Annotated in this window: 24 protein-coding genes; 2 read left to right on the top strand and 22 right to left on the bottom strand. The window is 65.3% G+C overall.

Translation table 11 applies throughout. The features are described 5' to 3' along the window. Position 1: 1 nt before the first annotated feature. From FFS27_RS06130 to FFS27_RS06030, 21 genes are all read right to left on the bottom strand, one after another. Entirely contained in the window at positions 2 to 607 is a 606-nt protein-coding gene (locus tag FFS27_RS06130; protein WP_003117978.1) for an aminodeoxychorismate/anthranilate synthase component II, read from the bottom strand. A 347-nt stretch (positions 608 to 954) separates the two neighbouring features. Beyond that, positions 955 to 1,212, bottom strand: a complete 258-nt coding sequence (locus tag FFS27_RS06125) for a hypothetical protein (RefSeq protein WP_003118919.1) — start codon at positions 1,210 to 1,212, stop codon at positions 955 to 957. Then, entirely contained in the window at positions 1,209 to 1,571 is a 363-nt protein-coding gene (locus FFS27_RS06120; RefSeq protein WP_023100785.1) for a hypothetical protein, read from the bottom strand. The genes FFS27_RS06125 and FFS27_RS06120 overlap by 4 nt, the downstream gene beginning before the upstream one ends. Next, positions 1,568 to 2,197, bottom strand: a complete 630-nt coding sequence (locus tag FFS27_RS06115) for a glycoside hydrolase family 19 protein (protein ID WP_023100784.1) — start codon at positions 2,195 to 2,197, stop codon at positions 1,568 to 1,570. The genes FFS27_RS06120 and FFS27_RS06115 overlap by 4 nt, the downstream gene beginning before the upstream one ends. A 32-nt stretch (positions 2,198 to 2,229) precedes the next feature. Beyond that, on the bottom strand, positions 2,230 to 3,219 hold the full coding sequence (locus FFS27_RS06110; RefSeq protein ID WP_021263054.1) for a phage late control D family protein: 990 nt from the start codon (positions 3,217 to 3,219) through the stop codon (positions 2,230 to 2,232). 57 nt (positions 3,220 to 3,276) lie between these two features. Beyond that, positions 3,277 to 3,483 (bottom strand): tail protein X, encoded by a 207-nt coding sequence (locus FFS27_RS06105; protein ID WP_003101635.1) that lies wholly within the window; start codon positions 3,481 to 3,483, stop codon positions 3,277 to 3,279. Further along, positions 3,458 to 4,330, bottom strand: a complete 873-nt coding sequence (locus FFS27_RS06100; protein ID WP_003085182.1) for a phage tail protein — start codon at positions 4,328 to 4,330, stop codon at positions 3,458 to 3,460. The genes FFS27_RS06105 and FFS27_RS06100 overlap by 26 nt, the downstream gene beginning before the upstream one ends. 9 nt (positions 4,331 to 4,339) lie before the next feature. Next, positions 4,340 to 6,577, bottom strand: a complete 2,238-nt coding sequence (locus FFS27_RS06095; RefSeq protein ID WP_023100783.1) for a phage tail length determinator protein — start codon at positions 6,575 to 6,577, stop codon at positions 4,340 to 4,342. A 169-nt stretch (positions 6,578 to 6,746) separates the two neighbouring features. Continuing rightward, the gene (locus tag FFS27_RS06090) at positions 6,747 to 7,091 is read right to left on the bottom strand and encodes a phage tail assembly protein (protein ID WP_003085178.1); all 345 of its coding nucleotides are present in this window, start codon (positions 7,089 to 7,091) and stop codon (positions 6,747 to 6,749) included. 14 nt (positions 7,092 to 7,105) lie between these two features. Beyond that, complete coding sequence (locus tag FFS27_RS06085) at positions 7,106 to 7,609, bottom strand: phage major tail tube protein (RefSeq protein ID WP_003085175.1); 504 nt, start codon at positions 7,607 to 7,609, stop codon at positions 7,106 to 7,108. A 12-nt stretch (positions 7,610 to 7,621) separates the two neighbouring features. Further along, positions 7,622 to 8,782 (bottom strand): phage tail sheath subtilisin-like domain-containing protein, encoded by a 1,161-nt coding sequence (locus tag FFS27_RS06080; RefSeq protein WP_003109051.1) that lies wholly within the window; start codon positions 8,780 to 8,782, stop codon positions 7,622 to 7,624. 42 nt (positions 8,783 to 8,824) lie between these two features. Then, the gene (locus tag FFS27_RS06075) at positions 8,825 to 9,265 is read right to left on the bottom strand and encodes a tail fiber assembly protein (RefSeq protein WP_003085172.1); all 441 of its coding nucleotides are present in this window, start codon (positions 9,263 to 9,265) and stop codon (positions 8,825 to 8,827) included. An 8-nt stretch (positions 9,266 to 9,273) separates the two neighbouring features. Continuing rightward, positions 9,274 to 11,382: a phage tail-collar fiber domain-containing protein gene (locus tag FFS27_RS06070; protein WP_015502281.1), complete on the bottom strand. Its 2,109-nt coding sequence runs from the start codon at positions 11,380 to 11,382 to the stop codon at positions 9,274 to 9,276. Between the two features lies 1 nt (position 11,383). Further along, positions 11,384 to 11,917: a phage tail protein I gene (locus FFS27_RS06065; RefSeq protein WP_003137385.1), complete on the bottom strand. Its 534-nt coding sequence runs from the start codon at positions 11,915 to 11,917 to the stop codon at positions 11,384 to 11,386. Then, the gene (locus FFS27_RS06060) at positions 11,910 to 12,797 is read right to left on the bottom strand and encodes a baseplate assembly protein (RefSeq protein ID WP_003085151.1); all 888 of its coding nucleotides are present in this window, start codon (positions 12,795 to 12,797) and stop codon (positions 11,910 to 11,912) included. Before FFS27_RS06060 ends, FFS27_RS06065 begins: the two co-directional genes overlap by 8 nt. Further along, positions 12,794 to 13,120 (bottom strand): GPW/gp25 family protein, encoded by a 327-nt coding sequence (locus FFS27_RS06055; protein WP_003085143.1) that lies wholly within the window; start codon positions 13,118 to 13,120, stop codon positions 12,794 to 12,796. The genes FFS27_RS06060 and FFS27_RS06055 overlap by 4 nt, the downstream gene beginning before the upstream one ends. Before the next feature lie 152 nt (positions 13,121 to 13,272). Continuing rightward, complete coding sequence (locus FFS27_RS06050; RefSeq protein ID WP_003121844.1) at positions 13,273 to 13,830, bottom strand: phage baseplate assembly protein V; 558 nt, start codon at positions 13,828 to 13,830, stop codon at positions 13,273 to 13,275. Then, a complete protein-coding gene (locus tag FFS27_RS06045; RefSeq protein ID WP_021263056.1) occupies positions 13,827 to 14,342 on the bottom strand; it encodes a hypothetical protein in 516 nt (171 codons plus the stop codon). Before FFS27_RS06045 ends, FFS27_RS06050 begins: the two co-directional genes overlap by 4 nt. Positions 14,343 to 14,363: 21 nt before the next feature. Beyond that, positions 14,364 to 14,717: a phage holin family protein gene (locus tag FFS27_RS06040; protein WP_003101619.1), complete on the bottom strand. Its 354-nt coding sequence runs from the start codon at positions 14,715 to 14,717 to the stop codon at positions 14,364 to 14,366. Between the two features lie 458 nt (positions 14,718 to 15,175). After that, entirely contained in the window at positions 15,176 to 15,535 is a 360-nt protein-coding gene (locus tag FFS27_RS06035) for a PA0613 family protein (protein ID WP_003085135.1), read from the bottom strand. 47 nt (positions 15,536 to 15,582) lie between these two features. Further along, positions 15,583 to 15,783 (bottom strand): TraR/DksA C4-type zinc finger protein, encoded by a 201-nt coding sequence (locus FFS27_RS06030; protein WP_003085132.1) that lies wholly within the window; start codon positions 15,781 to 15,783, stop codon positions 15,583 to 15,585. Between the two features lie 457 nt (positions 15,784 to 16,240). Here FFS27_RS06030 and prtR point away from each other — a divergent pair, with 457 nt between their 5' ends. Together prtR and prtN are read left to right on the top strand one after the other, a co-directional pair. Continuing rightward, positions 16,241 to 17,011, top strand: coding sequence for a transcriptional regulator PrtR (prtR, locus tag FFS27_RS06025; RefSeq protein ID WP_003109047.1), 771 nt, complete (start codon positions 16,241 to 16,243; stop codon positions 17,009 to 17,011). Positions 17,012 to 17,110: 99 nt separating this feature from the next. Beyond that, positions 17,111 to 17,425, top strand: a complete 315-nt coding sequence (gene prtN / locus FFS27_RS06020; protein ID WP_003085128.1) for a pyocin genes transcriptional regulator PrtN — start codon at positions 17,111 to 17,113, stop codon at positions 17,423 to 17,425. A gap of 186 nt (positions 17,426 to 17,611) precedes the next feature. Here the strand turns inward: prtN and FFS27_RS06015 are convergent. Continuing rightward, positions 17,612 to 18,593: anthranilate synthase component I family protein (locus FFS27_RS06015; RefSeq protein WP_137951951.1), on the bottom strand; the 982-nt coding region annotated here is incomplete at its 5' end.

Genomic DNA, 18,593 nt, shown 5'->3' with positions numbered 1-18,593 from the left:
CTCAGTTGCCCTCCCCACGCACGCCGCCCTGCTGGCGCAGGAAGTTGGCCAGCAACTCGTGGCCCTGCTCGGTGAGGATGGACTCGGGATGGAACTGCACGCCCTCGACATTCAGGGTCTTGTGGCGTACGCCCATGATCTCGTCGAGCGATCCGTCGGCATGTTGGGTCCAGGCGGTGATCTCCAGGCATTCCGGCAGGCTCTCTCGTTTCACCACCAGCGAGTGGTAGCGCGTCACCGTCAGGGGATTGGCCAGGCCGGCGAACACGCCGAGGTTCTTGTGGTGGATCGGGCTGGTCTTGCCATGCATCACCTGCCGCGCCCGCACCACTTCGCCGCCGAAGGCCTGGCCGATGCTCTGGTGGCCAAGACAGACACCGAGCAATGGCAGCTTGCCGGCGAAGCGCTCGATCACGGCCAGCGAGACGCCGGCCTCGTTGGGGGTGCAGGGACCGGGGGAAAGGACGATGCGCTCGGGCGCCAGGGCCTCGATCTGTTCCACGCTCAGTTCGTCGTTGCGCACCACCTTGACCTCGGCCTTGAGTTCGCCGAAGTACTGCACCAGGTTGTAGGTGAAGGAGTCGTAGTTATCGATCATCAGCAGCATGCTGGCTGTAACCTCTTGATTTCATTCTTATGCGAATCGCATCACCCGGCTTTCGCCACACCCGTTTCCCGGCGCACTCGCGGAGGAAGGGGGAGTGGATCGTCGGCATTATGCCTGTGGAAAACGGGGGACGCAGGGAGACGTGACCGGCCAGGCCGGCGAAGAAGAAGTCAGGCGCGCCAGCGCCAACGGGCGAATGCCTTGATGAGGGAGGTGATGATGCTGCTGAGGTGGATCACGATAGCGGTCTCACGGAGCCATGTTGGGGAACATAGCCCAGTGGGGAGGATGGGTGCAACAGCGGGATGTCGGAAGGAAGGCCGATCCGAGAGGATCGGCCGAAAGGTTTAGCGGCAGGCACGCAACGCCGCCTGCAATTCGAGTTCGTAGCCCTGCCGCTGGCGGCGCTCGGCGAGCAATGCGCGAACCTTGGCCTGCAGCGAATCGCCGGCCTTCAGCGTGGCGCCGGCCCAGCTCGGCGGGCGCACGTCAGGTACACGGCAGGGCACTGCGAGGGGAACCTCGACGCGCACGGGGCGAGGTGTCGTCGGCGAGGCTGCGCAGCCCGCGAAAAGCAGACAAAGCCCCAGCAGGAGACGAGTCATAGTCCCAGCTCCCGGTCGATCGCCGCACCTGCCGCCTGGCAGTCCACACCAATGTCGGGTTCCTGGAGCAGACGCACGGCCGCGGCATACTGCTCCGCGGCCTGCGCCCTGGCCTCGCCGAGTGCCTGCTCGACGTCCTTCGCGCGCCTCTCGGCGCTCGCCCGCACCGCCGCCAGCGCTCGCTGCTGCTCATCGAGCAAAGCCTCGAGCTGGCCGCTGGCGACGCGGCTGGCAGTGAGTTGGCCCAGGGTCTCCTCCAGTTGCGGACGATAGTGGCGGGCAACCAGGCCGCCGCCGAGCAAGGCGCCGGCCAGCAGGACCAGCAACACGGCCGGCAGGAGCAGAGCGAGCCGGCTCATGACAGCACCGCCCTGGCCCGCTGCCACAACGCCAGGCGCTCCGCCTGCCCATTCAGGCCGCCGTTGATGCGGCGGGTGATGGCAGCGAACTCGCCGCGGTCGGCCAACTCGTTGAGCCCGTGACCGGCCCACCACCAGGCGGCGCTGCGGGCCGCCGGCAGGGGCTGCTCCAGGCGCCAGGGCTCGGCTTCCAGCGGCTCGCCGAGGGCCTCGCCGACCAACCGGTAGTTGGCACGCCCGGTGATCTGTAGCAAGCCACGCCCACGGAAGCGCCAGCCATCGCCGGACGCTTCGTCGCCATTGCCGTTGCGCGTGGCGTAGGTGTTGTCGGCAATCGCCTGCGGATTGCGCGCCAGCCGCAAGGCCAACGCGTTAGGCTGCCCGTCGGGGCCGAGATAGCGGCTCGGCCAGGTCGCCGCCAAGCCTTGGGCGCTGTAATTGAGGTTCTCCACCAGCCGGGTCAACTGGCTGCTTTCGTGGCCGACCTGGGCGAGAAACGCGGCACGCCGAGCCGGTGTGTCGATCTCCCTCTCGTCCATGGCCCGTTGCAACGCCACAACGAAAACGCCCGCGACGAGGCGGGCGTTGGGAAAAATGCGCAGCAATTGCTGCTCGGTCAGTTTCATCGATCCTCCTGCACTCCGATGGGTTTCAGGCGTCACCCCTTGCCGCCTCGGCCGCCGTTGCATTGCACGACAGTGGTCCATCCGCTGGAGCTGTAGGTGTGCTCCACCGAGTCGATCAGGAACTCGCCGTCGATTCCCGCCTTGAAGCCTTGGAGCAGCAGGCTGCGCTCGGCGAACAGGTCGCCACGCCCTGGCAGTTCCAGGCGCACACTGGCGCTGGAGCGGCTGAAGCTCGCCAGGCGAGCCTTCGCCGCCTGCTCGGCCTCTCCACGGCTGGTATAGAGGTGCCGGTCGACATGCTCGCCCATAGCCGTAGCCGGTGCCTTCGGGTTCTTCAGCTCGACGCTCTTGACCTCGCCGCTGCCGGGCAATTGGTAGCGGGTCTTCACCGTTCTCATCAGGCTGCGGTCGTCGAAGGTAACGTCGAAGCTACCGACGTCAGCACGGCCCAACACCAAAGGTTCGATCCGACGCCCCGTGGCGCTCTGCCCGCTCTGTCGCGGCAGCACCATGAGCATGCCCTCGGCCAGCTTGGCGGTGCAGTCGTACTGGCGCGCCAGACGGGTGACGAAGTGGTAGTCGGACTCATTGACCTGGTCGACCCGGGCGATCGCCACCTGCAACGGACACTCCACGCGCCAGCCGTTGCGTGCGCCAACATCGCGGCAGACCTGAGCCAGGGTAGTGCCCTCCCAGCCGCCGCTGCGTATCGTCTTGCCACTGCCGCGCATGTCGCCGGCCTTGGCAGTGACGGTCAGGCAGTCCGGCGGACCAGCCCACTGCAAGGTGTCCACGGTAAAGCGTCCCATGCGCATCAGTGGCTCGCCGGCATAGCCGAGATGAACCTCCAGCACCGCACCGCGCCTGGGTAAGGCCAACTGTCCATCGCGATCGTCGAGCCTCAAGGTCAGGCTGTCGGACTCCATGCCCGGCTTGTCCAGCAAGGTCAGCTTGAGCAGGCGGTCATTCAGCCGCTGGGTGACGTCGGTGCCGTCGGCAACGATACGGAAACTCGGTTGCACCTGGTTTCTCCAGAAAAGAAAAACCCCGCCAAGGCGGGGTTGCGGGTGAGCGGTCGATCAATCCCACAGGCGCACCTGTTCGACATTGACCACCGGCATGTCAGGGAAACTGATCAGCAAGCCGGCGCGGAATGGCTGCTGCTCATCGGCCAGCCCGGGATTGGCGTCGAGGGTCGCCTCGACGCAGCCCAACAGATGGCCATAGACGTGGTAGCAGAGGCTGTCCAGCATGTCGCCGTCAGCGGTTCGGCAGGTCGTCGCCATAGCGCTTGAACTCCAGGTCGAAGGTTTGTTTGCGGGGAGCGCCGTTGCCCAGCAGGGCGCTCTGGTTCTCGCTGATCCGCACCAGACACCAGAGGCCCATCTGCACCTCGCCGTAGCCGCTGCTCAGGATCAGCGGCTCACGCCGCTCCGCCAACCGGCGCAGCGCTTCGAGCTGCTCCAGACCGACGACCTTTTCCTGGTTACCTACCTGTCGACGCAGCGGGAATACCGCACCCTTGAGCAGGATGCTCTCCTCGCCCATGCCGACGCTCTGCAGCGCCGGCCGCCGACCCAGGCGCACCTGCCCGCTCCAGTTGTAGGCACTGTTGCGCTGCAGGGCGTCGAAGGCGGCAGTATTCAGGTTGAAGTAGAACGGTTGGGCATTGGCGGTCAGCGGCTGCAGTACCAGCAGGTGCGGCAAGGGCGCTGCGGCCTCGCTCGGGGGCGTCGCCGAGGGTGCCAGCAGCCACGACGGCAGCACCCCCGCCAGCGTCGGACTGATGTCGCCAGCGACCTTGCCGACCGCCTGCGCGGCACTGTTCACCTGCACCTTCAGCGCATCCAGGCGTTCGTCGATACCAAGCAACGCCCGGCTCGCCCGGTCATAGGTGGAGACCACGCGGTTCACCTTGCCCTGCGCCTGGCCGATGCCGCGCATGGCACGCTGCAGCCGGGCAGCCATTTCCGGCGATACGCCGGGCAGGTTCTCCAGCTCCGCGGCTGCGCCGCGGATCTCGCTGATCGCGCCGTTCACCGGAGCGACCACCTTGTCCAGACTCTTGCGTCCGGACTCGCCGGCGCGACCCAGGTACCTCAGGCCGGCCTGCAATTGTTCCAGATATGCCATGGGGACTCCTTAGACCATCGCCGGATCGTAGAGGCTGCGCCGCTGCCGCTCGTCGGCGAAGTCGACAAGCATGCGTTGCAGGTAGGGCAGCAACTCGTCGGCCAGGCGCTGCGGCTCGTGTACGTTGCCTTGCACCGTCAGGTTGATCTGCGGCGCGAAGGTCCAGTTGGGCGCAGCCGCGACGGGCTCGGCCTGTGGTGCGGGCACCGCCGGCTTGTTGTCCGAGTCCGCCGGCGGATCGCCAGCCAGACTGCGTCCCAGACGCCCCCCCAGTTCGCTACCGCCCCAGGCGCCGATAGCGCCGCCAACCAATCCACCGATCAGCGTACCGACCACCGGCACCACCGAGCCGATGCTCGCTCCCAGAGCGGCGCCAGCCAGGGAACCAGCCAGGGAGCCACCGGCCTCGCCATAGGCGATGGTCTTTTCGCTCTCCGACAGGTCGCTGGAGTAAACCTCAGCAACATCGATCAACGACGAGGCCACTTGCAGCGGCGCGTTGCGTATGGGCAAACGCGACAGGCGCGGCAGCTTTCCTGCCATCGCCCCCAAGCCTCCTCCGGCCGAGAAGCCAAGGGATGGAAGGGAGCGGGCCTTCACCCCACCGCCCTTGCCTCTCTTCCTGCGTGGTGTTTGACCGCGCTTTCGTTGTGCCGGCCTCCTCGCGGACTCCAGCGTAGAGTCGCCTCCCGGCACCGGCCAGTTGGTAACGAACACGCGCTGTATTTCGCTACCACCCGATACCCGGCCTGCGCCCTGTTCGATCAGATCGCCGACGGCAGCGCTCCCTCGCCGACCGAGCCGACCGCCACGCAACACGTCGATAGCGCCGCGCCCTCCCTTGTAGGCGAGATACCCGGATAACACCGCACCTGCGGCGGCGGTAAGACCGGCCGTCGTCCGCGGATAGGCTTCGAGCAGTTCCGCAGTCGACTCGCCGAGTACCGCGCTCCCCTTGGCCAGGTTGTCCAGATATGGATTCAGGGCGCTGCCCAAAGCGGTCTGCGCCCTCTCCCAACTGTCGCTGGAAGCCTTCCACAGCTCCTGGGACATCCCCTCGCGACGCCGCGCATCGCGCTCCGAAGAGCCTACGGAAGACTGCTGGGATTCGAGCAAACCCTGGAACTCGCCGCGCGACGCTCGATAGGCTTCAAGCGCCGGCGACGCCTCACCGGCGCTGAGCTTGCCGCCCTTATCCCGATAGCGCGCAGCCAGCTCCAGGTTGGCCTCCAGCAGACTCGCTCCGTCCTTGCGCAGCGCTTCCAGGTCCCGGTCGTAGCCCTGGCCATAAGCGCGTTTCAAGCTGCCGCTGCTGACGAACTCCAGCCAGGCCTTCATCCGCACGTCCGCTTTGTCTGGCGTGGTGTTCTTTGCCTGAATCTCCAGCAAGGCCCCCAGTGCACCGACATCGCCGGCCGTGGCCTCTCCCGCATTGCCCAGCGCTGACAACAAGGCAGGCAGGCGACGCGCCAGGGCCTCACTGCCAACTCTGCCTTTACCCAGGACGACCAGGCGGTCGAGGGAGGCGGACAATTGCTCTGGCGAGTCCGAACCCTGGGCCAGTTGCAACGCTCGAACCAGCCCCGCAGCCTCGGCTGAAGCAATCCCTTGGCCAAAGCCGAAGCGGCCCGCCAGTCCCAGATTCATTTGCGCGGCGGCGAACCCCATGCCGGTGGCGTTCAAGTGCTCCAGCATGTCCAGCGTCGCCGTGCGTCCCAGGCCGCTCTGGCTGGCACTGTCCTGGATCAGGGATGCCAAGGCTGGCTCCCGGCCGACGTCCAGGCCGTTGCGGATCGCCAGGTCGCGCAACCGCGCTTGATAACCGGCAGCCGTCTTGCTGGCTTCCACGACCAGTCCAGAAAATGCGCTAGCCAATGGCATTGCCTGGCTGGCCTGCTCCAGCCGTTGCAGGCCGCGGACCTGCATATCCAGGCCACGCTGCATCTCGCCCAGTCGAGCGTAGGCATCGCCCGCGACCCTGGCCTCGATGCCGAGTCGCTTCAGTTGCTCCTGGCGTTCGCCAAGCTGCCGGGCATGCTCAGCAACGCCGCGGTCTCCGACCTTGCGCATATCGGCGAGTTCTCGCTCCAGGCGTATGGCGTCTCCCAGCACATCTCTCAGGCTGGACGCCTGGCGGGAACGTTCCTGGAGACTGTCGAGCCGTGCCTTGACGGTCTCGAATGCCTTGCCCAAGGAGGGGTCGGCGATGCCGCCGATGGAGACCACCAGGTCCATGTCTTTACTCATGACGGTTCGTCTCGTCTGTTATCGATGTCCGCCACCGCGGACCTACTGAAGTAGCGCGGGCGCCGCTCGCCTGGCGGACGGCGCCGTCGCTCACTCCTCGCCCTCGGCGAGCCACCAGAGCAGGTCGCCCAGGGTCATGCGCTCCAGTTCGCTGGCCTGGAAGCCCAGCTCAATGGCCAGGCGCCTCGCCAGTTGACGCATACGCGAAGGTGTCGTCCGTGTCGTCTTGCACCAGGCGAAAGTAGGCGCCTTGCAGCCGCTGGTAGTCGCTCAGCTTCAGCCCCTCCAGGTCCTGGCGGCTGACCTGTGCCAGCGAGGCGAACAGTTGCAGTTCGCGCTCCTCGGCATCGTCGCCGGCCACCTTGCCGGCCAGGCGGATATCACGCACGGTGGGTGCACGCAGGGTCAGCGTGTCGACGCTGACCCCGTTGCACTGTGCCGGACGCGAGAGACGAACGAGGGCGGCGTCAGCATCCAGCGTCAGCCAGCCCGGCAGTCGATTCTCTTGGGTCATGTCCGGAGCTCCTCTTACAGGCCGAGGTCGTTGCGCATGCCGGCCAACTGGTCGACACCGTTGATCGCACGGACACCGTTGACCGGATCGATCTCGTAGACCTCGCGGCCATCGACTTCCAGCTTGTAGTAGCTGACCGCAACGGCGTACTTGAACTCGGCTTTCTCGCCGGCCTTCCAGTCGCCCGGGTCGACTTCCTTGAGCAGGCCGCGCAGGGTAGCCACCACTGGCACGCTGGCGCCCTTCTGGCCCTTGAAGGAGCCGCGGAACACGCCATTGAAAGCGCTCTGGTCGGCCAGGCCGAAGAAATTCAGTGCTTCTCGGCGGGCACCGTTGGTGGAGAACTTGGCCTCCATCGCCTCCAGGCCCATGTCGATGGATACCGGCGCATCCATGCCGCCGGCACGGTATTGCTCGGTCTTCACAGCCAGCTTGGGCAGGGTCAGGGATGGCACGTCACCGGCGAAGCTCACGCCGTCGATGAACAGGTTGGTATTGGTCAGGGTTTGCGGAATCATCACGGGCGCTCCTTAGGCGACATCCAGAACTTCGGTGAGCCACTGATCGGTCACCTCGACACGGAAATTGGGGTTCTCGGCAGGCGGCACATCGGTGAAGCGGATGTTCCAGTACACCTTGCCCTGGGCCAGCTGGCTGGCGCTGTTCAGGTCCGGGTCGGCATAGACCTCGAAGTTGATCACCGCGCCCTGGTTCTTCAGATCGCGCATGAAGGCGCGCAGGCCCTCGGTGACATCCTTCACGTAGGTCTTGGTGATGCCGCGGTCCACCGCCCACTTGTGCCCGGCGAGGATCGCATCCATCACCAGGTCCATGGTCCGAACGCGGGTGACGAAAGCCCACTTGCTGTCGCTGGACAAGGTGCGATTGCCCCACAGGCGATAGCCATCGTCGCGAATGATCGTGGCGATATTGGCGTTGTTGAGCAGGTTGGCGCGACAGGTCTCATCACCGTCGAGGAACTCCACCGGACGGCTGGTGCCGGTGATGCCCTTGATCTCCTTGTTCGACGGCGACGACCAGAAGCCGTACTCGGCGTCGGTCCAGGCGAACAGGCCGGCGGCGTAGGCCGAAGCCGGGGCCTTGCGTGCGGCATTGGTGGCGCTGTCCCAAACCTGCACGCCCGGGTCGACCATGAACAGGCGCTTGCTGCCGAAGTTCTTGGCGTAGGCGACGGCCGCCTCGTCGGTGCTATTGGGGCCATCGAGAATGGCGATGGCCCGCAGTTTCTCGGCCAGCCCGTCCATGGCGGTGGCCACCGCTTGCTGGGCCGAATGACCCGGCGCAACTAGTAGACGCGGCTGAGCATTGAAGCGGCTCTTGCCGTCTAGCAGAGCCTGAAGTCCGGTGCGCTCGCCGGCGGCGCTGACACCACCTATGACGGCGCTGGCCTGGGCCTCGGGAGTCTCCGCGGCTTCCACGCCCACCGCCACGATCACGGCCTGGGCACGGTTATAGATGGCCTCGCAGGCCAGGTAGATAGACGAGCCGATGCCGAACGCCGCGGCGGCGTCCTTCTTGCTGGTGAGCAGCACCGGAACGTTGGGCTTGGCGCTTGCCTGCGCCCCCGGCGTGAACACATCGCAGAGGCCGATGACGGAGCTGGCCGGCAGCGCGATGGTGCGCGCACCGATATCGACGTTGGTTACCGTAACGCCGTGGAAGAAACTCATAGGTAGATCTCCATTAATGAAAAACCCCGCACGGGGCGGGGTTCAGGGGGTGATGAGCGGTTCGAGCCACAGCGGCGGCTCGGGTCTTGCGCCTAAATCAGGAAACGCCGCGGATGCCGGCCAGTCTCGAAGGCTGGCGCGGTACAGCGTGAGTTCGAGCAGTTGCGCCTGGTTCAGGGTCGTAATCTTGCCCAGGTCGAGCTCATCCCGGTGACGGGCGATGGGGCCATCAGTAAGCGTCAACTGGCGATCGCGCCAGATGCGCTCACGGTGGGCCAGGACCTCTTCTGCCGGGGCCGGCGGGTCGATACAGAACGGACGGCCGGCGGCGTCGGCGACGATCTGCTTGCCCTCGCTCTGGGCTACCAACAGCGCCAGGTATTCAGCTTCCTCGAGGGGATACATCCGCGCGTCGATGGGCATGCGGTCGCCGTGGACATCCTTCGAATAGAAACCGCCAGTGGCGGCATGGAAAAAAATCATGGGTCACCTCAACAGCCAATGGCCACAAGCCTGATCGCATAGTTCTGGACCGCACCGTGATACTCGGTAGCGACAATCACACACCCCGTGGTGCTGACGCTGACATCTGCGAGGGTGACGGTCGATGCCGACGTCGCCGGCCGCCCCAGTTCCTTGACGCTCGGCACCACGTGCAGGCAGGTAGTGGGAAACGCGATCGGAAAGGTCAGCGAGCGGTTGACGATTCCACCCGGATGATCGCCGACACTCACTGTCATCCACTGCACGATGAGTCCTGTATCGTTATCCTTCCACCAGCCATTCAGCGATCGGTTCGCCGTCGCGGGAACCCCAGCCCCGATATTGTTGCGCGCCCCCGCTGCCGTATTCGAACCAAGACCGCCGCGCGCCAGAGGCAGGATGCCCGACGTGATCTGGGCGGCGTCGTGGTTGTGGCCAGTAGGCGGAAAGGTCGCGGGCTTTCCTGGCAGGGCGGCCCACGTAAAGCCACTTTTCAGCAGATAGTCGTTCGGATTGAAGTCCGCTCCATGCCATACACGCCGCCATGGATACCAGGTGTTGGTGTAGCGGCAACGAAAATAGAACCCTTCACCGTCATAAACCTGGTATGTCTGGTAGATGAAATTGGTGCCTGCATTATGCACTTGAAGCAAGCCGGCCCGGGGGACCGGGTAGTTCGCCCCACTTTCGGCCTGTGCATTGGCCGTCTGGTACCACCATCCCGACGTGATGAGCGAGTTGAGATTGACCGCACCGCCCAAGGCCCCGTCCGCCTCCTTGCTGAACGAACCACCTATGTCGCAGCGCTTCCAGGGCAGCCAGTCCCGGGCGCTAGGGTTGGCCGCGTAGGACACCCGTACATACATCTCGGATGTAGCGTTGTAGCTCGTTGCAATCTGCGAAGCATTGCCGTTCTGATCCGGATAGAACATCGACTGGATGTAGAAGTACCGTCCGGCAACAGGTCCGTTCGCATGATTGGTCAGCATCAACGGCACGGTCGCGGTGTTCGGATCGCTAGTGGTCGAGACAGCAGTAGCCAACCCGCGCGCGAATACCGGCAAACGCTGCTCGGCCAGCACCCCGCTGACCAACTTCGAAGCATCCAGCCCGGGAATGTCCGTCGCCGCCAGCGCCATTCCAGCAGTCACCCTTCCCTTCGTATCCACGGTCACCTTCGGATAGCTGCCCGCTGCCACACCGGTAGCGGAAAGACTCAGCGGCGCAGAAACATTGGCACTGCCGTCGAAGGTCACCGACCAGGAGGCATCGCCACTGGCTGCCAGGCTGCGCGGTGCGGCCAGCCTGCTGGATGACACGGCGTTGCCATCGACTCGCAGCGCATCGGTGATGCCATAGCCGGCCAGGGTGGTGGCCTTGTTCGCTTTCTGCGCCAGTTTTCCGTCGGTATCGGCCTTGGTATAGGCATCTCCGATCGCATAGCCGGCCAGGGTGCTCGGATTGCTGCCCTGGGTGACCACCCCGTTGGCGTTCACCGTGACCGAGCGATAGCTGCCCGCCGTCACGCCGGAAGGCGCCAGGCCAATGCTGCGGTCGGCAGAAAGATCGCCCCCACCGACCAGGCCATTGCCAGCCAGGATCTTGCGGCCCTTGAAATCGGCAGCGACCTTTTCCTTCACCCAGTCCTGAGTGGCGTAGATGATGCCGTTGTCGATCAGCAACTGGACATTCTCCAGGCCGGAGAGCGCGATGTTCACCCGAATGGTCTGGGTCCGCGCACTGCCACTTTCCATTGCTGCCTTGTAGCTGGGCGGGCAGTTGGATACCGCGACGAACTTGCCGTCGGCATCCTGCAGGCCGATCTCGCGGATCCAGAAGCCACCTACCTCAACTGGTAGCACCACCTCGGCAACCAGAGTATTGATGTTCTTGTCCGACACGAACAAGCGATTGAGCTGCGCCCGGTAGCGCTGGTTGATCAGTTTCGTCTGCGTGGCTGCGGGTATCGGATCCGGAGTAGCACCCGGTGCGCCGCCAGCATCGCCGATCAGCATATGAGTCGGCTGCCATTTCTTGCCTGCTGCGCTGGCCGCAGCCAGCGCAGCGGCACCTATGTCGGTGAGCAGGCCACCGTATTTCGGAGTATTGGTCGTCATGTCACTGTTTCCAGGGGAAGATTTCAAGGGTGTCGCCGTCGGTCACGGCCAGTCCGTGACGGGACCGGATTACCGGGGTGATGCGCAGGTCCAGGCGGGTCAGGTGTCGGCTCACCGGGCGGACGTCATCGAGCAAGCGCTCCAGCTCCAGTACGGTGCCTTCGTCGATGCCACGGTCGCTGACGTCCACGGTGATCTCGAAGGTCCCCGGCACGCCGGTCGGGCTTCGCTGCCACCATTCGGTGACCTCGCTCAGCGCACCGATCGGCTCGACCACTTGGCGCAACGCGGTCAGCGTGCCTTTGCGCTGGTGCAGGACGAAGGACGTCGCTACCGCATTGCGCTTGGCCTCGTCGCTCCAGTCCGGGTCCCAGCGGTCCACCGAGCGCGTCCAGGCCAGGTAGGGCAACAAGGCCGCCTCACAGCGTGCCGGATCGTTAAGCTCACGAAGCGGCACCGGCAGTTCGGCAGGCAATACATCACCCAGAGAGCGTTCCAGAGAACTCCTGTTTGGCGGCAGCAGGCGGCTACTCATCGACGCCTCCCAAGGTGATCGCATACCCCGTGCAATAGGCCGCCTGGGTTTCATCCAGGACCACGTCGGCCGCAGGCTCCTGCAGTTCGACGCGCTGCACGCCTTCGACATGCAGGGTGGCGAACAGGGCCGAACGCCGGATGTCGCGGCCCAGGCGGCGCTGGGCGGAAATGTAGTCGCGCAGCGAAGCCTCGGCGGCGGCACGGATCAGCTCGGCCTCGGGGCCGGGAAACAGGTAGAGCTGCGCCTTGACCTGATAGGGAACGATGCCTGCCGAGCGCACCGTTACCCGATCCGCGACAGGACGCACGTCCTCCGCGTTCAGCGCCAGGCGCACTGCCTGCAACACCGCTTCCGGTGCCTGCCCGTTGCCTTCCACCCCGAGCACGCTGATCAGCACTTCGCAGGGCGCCGGACTGGTCGCAGAGGCATCCGCCACCCTTCCATCCGCGCCCAGCGCATGGGCTATATAGGCGTTCCGCGGTCCTGCGACGGATAGCTGCTCGAACGCGAGCTGGATGCGATTGCGCAGCGACTTGTCGCTCTCGTACTGCGCCTCCACCGGCGGTACCGCCTCGGGCTGAGCGGGCCTGATCAGCAAACGCTGCACATTGAAGCCGGCACCGATCTGGTCGAGATCGGCACCGCTGGCGTATGCCAGCATCACCGCCCGCGCCGCATCGTTGATCCGCGCCCGCAGCAGCAGTTCTCGATAGGCCGCCAGTTGCAGAAGCTTGAGAACCGGATCGGACTCCACCTCCGCTGTCCATTCACCAGCCATGGCTTCGCGGAAGTCGCCCAACAGCTCCTGGTAAATCGTCTCGAAATCGAGGTTTTCGATAACCTCTGGCTCCGGCAACTGGGAAAGATCGATGATCACGCCGAGACCTCCATATTGATGTTCTCGCCCTCGAACACGCCGCTCAGGAGCAGATCCACGCGGCCATCGACGACCGCGACGACTCGCACGGCAGACAATGCGATGCGCGGTTCCCAGCGCCCCAGGGAACGGGCTACCTCGGCCTGCACGGCGCTTTTCCAGCCTTCGCTCACCGGCATGTCGACCATCCGCCGCAGCTTGCTGCCGTACTCGGGGCGCATGCGCCTGCTGCCCAACGGGGTGGTCAGGATGTCCTCGACGGACTGTTTAAGATGAGCCAGGCCGGACAGGGGCAGCCCGCTACGGCGATCCATCCCGATCATCGCCCTGCCCTCCCGCTCCGGCAGAGACAGGCCGCGCCTGGCTCCGAATGGCTGTGAGTGTTGCCCATGGCGAACTCCGCAAACGAAAAGGCCCGCTCGCGCGGGCCGGTTGAATGTTCGACGGACCGCCCTTCGGCAGCCCCGTCGTATGTTCAATGGGTGTGGTGGTTGCTGTTGCCGGCGGTGTCGATGATCGAGCCGCCGCCGAGGATGTCTCCGCTGACCGTCAGTGTCCCGGCGATCTCCACCGGTCCTTCCAGGCTGATCTTCGGCGCCTTGAGACTGACCGCCCCGTCGCTGACCCGCACCTCGCTGGCGCCGACCCTCACTTCCACGGTGCCGCTGGGCAGCTCGACGCGGTAGCGATGCGCAGCCCAGTCGTAACTCAACGAGGCGCCGTCGTCGAAACGCCAGGTCTCACTGCTGGCGCTGTTGTCCGGCGCCGTGCCCGCATCGCCGTACAGACCGGGAATAAAGGTACCCATTGACACTCCGCCCGACGGGCTGAGCAGTATCCCCTGTTCGCCTATGCTCGGCGCACGCCAGTGGCGAACCTTGCCGGCTGCCAGGGAGTGCCAGCGCAGCCAGCCGCTGGTCCAGTCGCCGGAGCGCACCCGTACCCGCGCCGCTGCCAGGTCCACGGCGACCACCACGCAGGGCAGGATCATCGCGGCGAGCATGCGGTCATGCTCCGCACTGACATAGCTCATGCCAACGCCTCCGGAGCGAAGTAGTCCGGCTCATGGCCGGGGCCGGTCTGCGGGTCGAAGCCCAGCATCAGGCTGCCCGGCGGCTGGTCCTCCCAGGCCCACTCCGGGTCTCCGAGACGCAGCGACTGCGTCCACTCGACCAGCCAGACACGCAGGCTCTTCAGCTCCTCGCGACTGCCGTCGACGGCCGAGCGTACGAAGCGCGCCGGTTCCAGAGACAGGTTCCAGGTCTGCTCGCGCAATGTCCGAACGATTCCGCAAGCAATGGATACCGCCTGGCGATCGCCATCAGGCGGCACCATTATCCGCGCCTGCAGGCGGCACAGCAGGGCGCTCTCGCCGGTACCGGGATCGCGCTCGGGCAGTAGCTCGGCTATTTCCAGGGAAACCGCCGGGGTATTTTCCGGCACGCCTGGCCAGAAGCCGATCAACTGCGCCTCCGGCAGACGCTCACGCAGTACCTGCTCGATGGCCGCGTACAGAGCCTCGAGCGTAACAGCCTGTTCAGGCATGGTTGACTCCTTCGATCAGTTTCAATGCGGACCACGGTCGTCCGACTGTTCCTCGGGCAGCTCGCAAACCCCCAGGCGCCGGGCGGCCCAGCGTTCGTAGAGACCGACGGCGATCTCCGCGCCGGCCGCGGCGGTCAGGCTGCCCAGCGCCGCGGCGAACAGCAGCGCGGCGCCGCAAGCCAACGCCAGCAGCATCACCGCCACGCCGCAGACGATCGACGCGCCGGAGCGCAGCGCCAGGCGCCGCAACAAGGCCCAGCCGCCGAGACCGGCCTTGTCGGCACGCCACATCTCGCCGCTGACGCCGCCCAGCGCGGCGAGCAGGATCAGTACCCAGAGCGGCATTTCCGTCAGTGTCTGCGGTTCGTTGCCCATGGGTCCCTCCTTGGCAGGCAGCGCCGGGCACGTCCGCACGAACGTTTTCCCGGGCAATAAAAAACCCGGCGCCAGGGCCGGGTTCCGGTGCTTCACGAGTGCCTCCCTGGGGACGCACCTTTACAAGAATGACTACTTTTTACCGCCCGATTCCCAGCCCGGCAATGCCTTCTCGACAATCCACCGCAATAGGAGGGAGACGCACCACGATATGAGGGTGATATACCGCCCTGGAAACCTTCGCCAGGCATCCGGGCAAGCGCATACCCACTTCCGATATGGAAAAGCCCGGCATCGACTGACGAAAAGGACGGCTCCGCCAGCCCGACCCCGCCTCTACCGTGCAGGGTCCGCTGCTGTGCATGGGGCTCGCCGCCTCCATGGGCGACAGGCATAAAAAAACCGGCCCGAAGGCCGGTTGGAAAATTCCAGGGGGGACCGGGATCCGGTCCAGGAACTCAGGCCGCCCGTCGCAGCAGGCCGTCCTGGATACCCTGGTGCGCCACATGCAGGCGCAGATAGAAGGTGTTGCGGCTGCAACCGCAGTGACGGTACTTCTGCTCGGGGAAGCTGTCGCGATTGAGATAGTGCTCCACCACCACGGTCTTCAGTTCCTCGGGTAGGCGATTTACCAGACGATCGACCTCCGCCACACGGTCGAGGATCACCCGGCTGCCACGGTGGCCGCGGACCACCTCGCCCTTGCTGGCGATCAGCATGGCGATCAGGTTGCCGCCGGCGTAGCCGCCTCCGTTGCTGCCTGGCGCGTGCATTTCCTCGGCCCAGAGCTTGAGCATTTCATCGATGGCTTTGATCACGGTCGTGTCTCCTTTCACTGCCCGCGAGGGCTCGGCATGAGGTCGGTTCAACGGCGCTCGTGGCGGTCCTGGCAGTCGATGCAGCGACTGCAACCCGGTGCCGCCCGGCGGCGCGCCTGGGGAATGGGCTCGCCGCAGTCCTCGCAGTCTTCCGCGGACTCGCGGATGGCCAGCGCCGGGCGCGCCGCCAGGAGGCCGTCGAGGCGAGCCAGGACCAGTTCGTTGGCGTGATCGGCAAGGTCAGCCATGGAAAGCCTCCCTGGCGTGCCCGACGCCCGACGGCCGAATGGATGGAACATGACAGATGCGCGGCGCCGGTTCGGCGACCTGCGTTCCTCTGCGCGGAAATGGCGAGTGCGTATCTCGCGACATGGCAATGACTCCCTGTACGACGCCGCCGTACCTGAAGCAGGTCGGCGACAGAATGAATGAGCGGGACGGAGCGTCTGCATGGACGGCGCTCCGGCCCTCCAGGTGCCGGAGCGCTTTCCCATGGCCCCGGCACCCAAGCAGTCGGCACCTGCATCGTCGGTCGCCGACAACCGGGTGCGTCCCTGCACCCATGTGAAATCACTGAAAGGCGGGTGGGAAGTTGTGGAACTCCCCCCTTCCGCTTTCTGACGGAAGAGAAATTACAACCAAAGCTATTTATCGTCAACACCTAGGCTCTTTACAGAGAATCCATCGGTCTGTAGATTGCCGAACATGGACAAGAGCACCCAGATCCCGCCCGACAGCTTCGCCGCTCGCCTCAAGCAGGCCATGGCGATGCGCAACCTGAAGCAGGAAACCCTCGCCGAAGCGGCAGGGGTTTCGCAGAACACCATTCACAAGCTGACCTCGGGCAAGGCCCAGAGCACCCGCAAGCTGATCGAGATCGCGGCGGCCCTGGGCGTCTCGCCGGTCTGGCTGCAGACCGGCGAAGGCGCTCCAGCCGCGCGCAGTGCCGTGTCCGTGGCCGATGGCAGCCCATTGGTGCTGGAACCGCTGCATCCGTGGGACAGCGACACACCGCTGGACGAAGACGAAGTGGAACTGCCGCTGTACAAGGAAGTGGAGATGTCCGCCGGCGCCGGACGCACTGCGGTACGCGAGATAGAGGGGCGCAAGCTGCGTTTTTCCTATGCCACGCTGCGAGCCTCGGGCGTCGATCCGTCGGCGGCGATCTGCGCCCAACTCACCGGCAACAGCATGGAACCGCTGATCATGGATGGCTCCACCATCGGCGTGGACACCGCCACCACCCATATCACCGATGGCGAGATCTACGCCCTCGAACATGACGGCATGCTGCGGGTGAAGTTCGTCTATCGCCTGCCCGGCGGCGGCATTCGGCTGCGCAGCTTCAACCGCGAGGAATACCCGGACGAGGAGTACTCGCCGGAGGACATGCGCAGCCGCCAGATCAGCATGATCGGCTGGGTCTTCTGGTGGTCCACCGTACGCCACCGGCGCGCCCCGTCCCTGGTGCGGTGAGCACCTGGCGCTCGCCCGCACTACAACTTCAGCTATTGCACAGAAAAACAACCTGAGCTATATTTCCTTCAACGACGCGTAGCCGCAGGAGGGAATACCGTGCAGCCAACCATCGCCCCTACCACTCCAATTCCACGCCAGGAAACCGTGGAATTGGTCTACCGCATCTTCGGCGACGTCCTGGTGCCGCTGGAGCAGGTCCGCGAACGCTGGTTTCGCAACCTGAACAAGGAAAACTTCAGCAAGGCCCTGGCATGCGGGCGGATCGCCCTGCCAGTGACGACCCTCGACGATAGCCACAAGGCCATGCAGTTCGTGGCCCTCGATCACCTCGCCGCCTACGTCGACCAGCGCGCGAACCAAGCCGGAAGTGCCCGTCGAGCACAGCCGGGCGCTGACAGCATCGCATCCTGAGCGGCCCGCCGTTGCCAGCATCGTAGGGAGCGACACCATGCTCTGCCTGGCGGATATCGCGTCGCGATACTCGCCCTACGAAAGCGGTTCCGCGTAGGGCGAAGCCAATGCGAGGGTCCAGCCGGGCATAAAAAAGGCGGATGGCGCAAACGCCATCCGCCTTCTTTTCTTCCGCCTCGCGCCGTCTTACTCGACGCTCTGCTCGGCCAGCGCCACGGCGCGGAACATCGCCCGGCGCTTGTTGATGGTTTCTTCCCACTCCAGCGCCGGCACCGAGTCGGCAACGATACCGCCGCCGGCCTGCACGTGGAGTTCACCGTTCTTGATCACCGCGGTGCGGATGGCAATGGCGGTGTCCATGTTGCCGTTCCATGCCAGGTAGCCGACCGCGCCGCCGTAGACTCCACGCTTGACCGGCTCCAGCTCGTCGATGATCTCCATGGCGCGGATCTTCGGCGCGCCGGACAGCGTACCCGCCGGCAGGATCGCCCGCAGCGCGTCCATCGCGCTGAGCCCCTCGCGCAATTGCCCGGTGACGTTGGACACGATGTGCATGACGTTGGAGTAACGTTCGATCACCATTTTTTCGGTGACCTTCACCGCGCCGATGTCGGACACCCGCCCCACGTCGTTGCGCCCCAGGTCGATCAGCATCAGGTGCTCGGCGATCTCCTTGGCGTCCGACAGCAGATCCTGCTCCAGCGCCAGGTCTGCCTCTTCGTTGATCCCGCGCGGACGGGTACCGGCGATCGGGCGCACCGTCACCAGGCCATCCTCGACCCGTACCAGCACCTCCGGCGAGCTGCCCACGACATGGAAGTCGCCGAAGTTGAAGAAGTACATGTAGGGCGTCGGATTGAAACAGCGCAGCGCGCGGTACAGGTCGATGGGCGCCGCCTTGAACTCGATGGACATGCGCTGCGACGGCACCACCTGCATGCAGTCGCCGGCCAGGATGTAGTCCTTGATCCTTCCTACCGCGTTTTCATAGTCCTCGCGGGTGAAGCTGGCACGAAACGCCGGCTCCCGACCCTGGACCGCCTCGAGGTCGAGGCCGCGACGCGGGGTGATCGGCTGGCGCAGACGCTCCAGCAGCTCCTCCAGACGTGCCTGGCCGCGCTCGTAGGCATTTTCCTCGGAGGGATCGGCGAGGACGATGGCGTGGATC

The sequence above is a fragment of the Pseudomonas sp. 2VD genome (assembly GCF_005503585.1).
Classification (GTDB): Bacteria; Pseudomonadota; Gammaproteobacteria; order Pseudomonadales; family Pseudomonadaceae; genus Pseudomonas; species Pseudomonas aeruginosa.
Note: the sequence above shows the minus strand (reverse complement) of the source record. Positions and strands in the feature narration are given on the sequence as shown.

Excerpts from the sequence above, each read along its gene's own strand:
- FFS27_RS06105 (WP_003101635.1), bottom strand. The coding sequence starts at position 3,483 with ATGGCGACGACCTGCCGAACCGCTGACGGCGACATGCTGGACAGCCTC.
- FFS27_RS06050 (WP_003121844.1), bottom strand. The coding sequence starts at position 13,830 with ATGAGCTATGTCAGTGCGGAGCATGACCGCATGCTCGCCGCGATGATC.
- FFS27_RS06095 (WP_023100783.1), bottom strand. The coding sequence starts at position 6,577 with ATGAGTAAAGACATGGACCTGGTGGTCTCCATCGGCGGCATCGCCGAC.
- FFS27_RS06070 (WP_015502281.1), bottom strand. The coding sequence starts at position 11,382 with ATGACGACCAATACTCCGAAATACGGTGGCCTGCTCACCGACATAGGT.
- FFS27_RS06080 (WP_003109051.1), bottom strand. The coding sequence starts at position 8,782 with ATGAGTTTCTTCCACGGCGTTACGGTAACCAACGTCGATATCGGTGCG.
- FFS27_RS06090 (WP_003085178.1), bottom strand. The coding sequence starts at position 7,091 with ATGACCCAAGAGAATCGACTGCCGGGCTGGCTGACGCTGGATGCTGAC.
- FFS27_RS06100 (WP_003085182.1), bottom strand. The coding sequence starts at position 4,330 with ATGGCATATCTGGAACAATTGCAGGCCGGCCTGAGGTACCTGGGTCGC.
- FFS27_RS06130 (WP_003117978.1), bottom strand. The coding sequence starts at position 607 with ATGCTGCTGATGATCGATAACTACGACTCCTTCACCTACAACCTGGTG.
- prtR (WP_003109047.1), top strand. The coding sequence starts at position 16,241 with ATGGACAAGAGCACCCAGATCCCGCCCGACAGCTTCGCCGCTCGCCTC.
- FFS27_RS06040 (WP_003101619.1), bottom strand. The coding sequence starts at position 14,717 with ATGGGCAACGAACCGCAGACACTGACGGAAATGCCGCTCTGGGTACTG.
- FFS27_RS06085 (WP_003085175.1), bottom strand. The coding sequence starts at position 7,609 with ATGATTCCGCAAACCCTGACCAATACCAACCTGTTCATCGACGGCGTG.
- FFS27_RS06115 (WP_023100784.1), bottom strand. The coding sequence starts at position 2,197 with ATGAAACTGACCGAGCAGCAATTGCTGCGCATTTTTCCCAACGCCCGC.
- FFS27_RS06120 (WP_023100785.1), bottom strand. The coding sequence starts at position 1,571 with ATGAGCCGGCTCGCTCTGCTCCTGCCGGCCGTGTTGCTGGTCCTGCTG.
- FFS27_RS06045 (WP_021263056.1), bottom strand. The coding sequence starts at position 14,342 with ATGCCTGAACAGGCTGTTACGCTCGAGGCTCTGTACGCGGCCATCGAG.
- FFS27_RS06065 (WP_003137385.1), bottom strand. The coding sequence starts at position 11,917 with ATGAGTAGCCGCCTGCTGCCGCCAAACAGGAGTTCTCTGGAACGCTCT.
- FFS27_RS06030 (WP_003085132.1), bottom strand. The coding sequence starts at position 15,783 with ATGGCTGACCTTGCCGATCACGCCAACGAACTGGTCCTGGCTCGCCTC.
- FFS27_RS06125 (WP_003118919.1), bottom strand. The coding sequence starts at position 1,212 with ATGACTCGTCTCCTGCTGGGGCTTTGTCTGCTTTTCGCGGGCTGCGCA.
- FFS27_RS06075 (WP_003085172.1), bottom strand. The coding sequence starts at position 9,265 with ATGATTTTTTTCCATGCCGCCACTGGCGGTTTCTATTCGAAGGATGTC.
- FFS27_RS06055 (WP_003085143.1), bottom strand. The coding sequence starts at position 13,120 with ATGATCGGGATGGATCGCCGTAGCGGGCTGCCCCTGTCCGGCCTGGCT.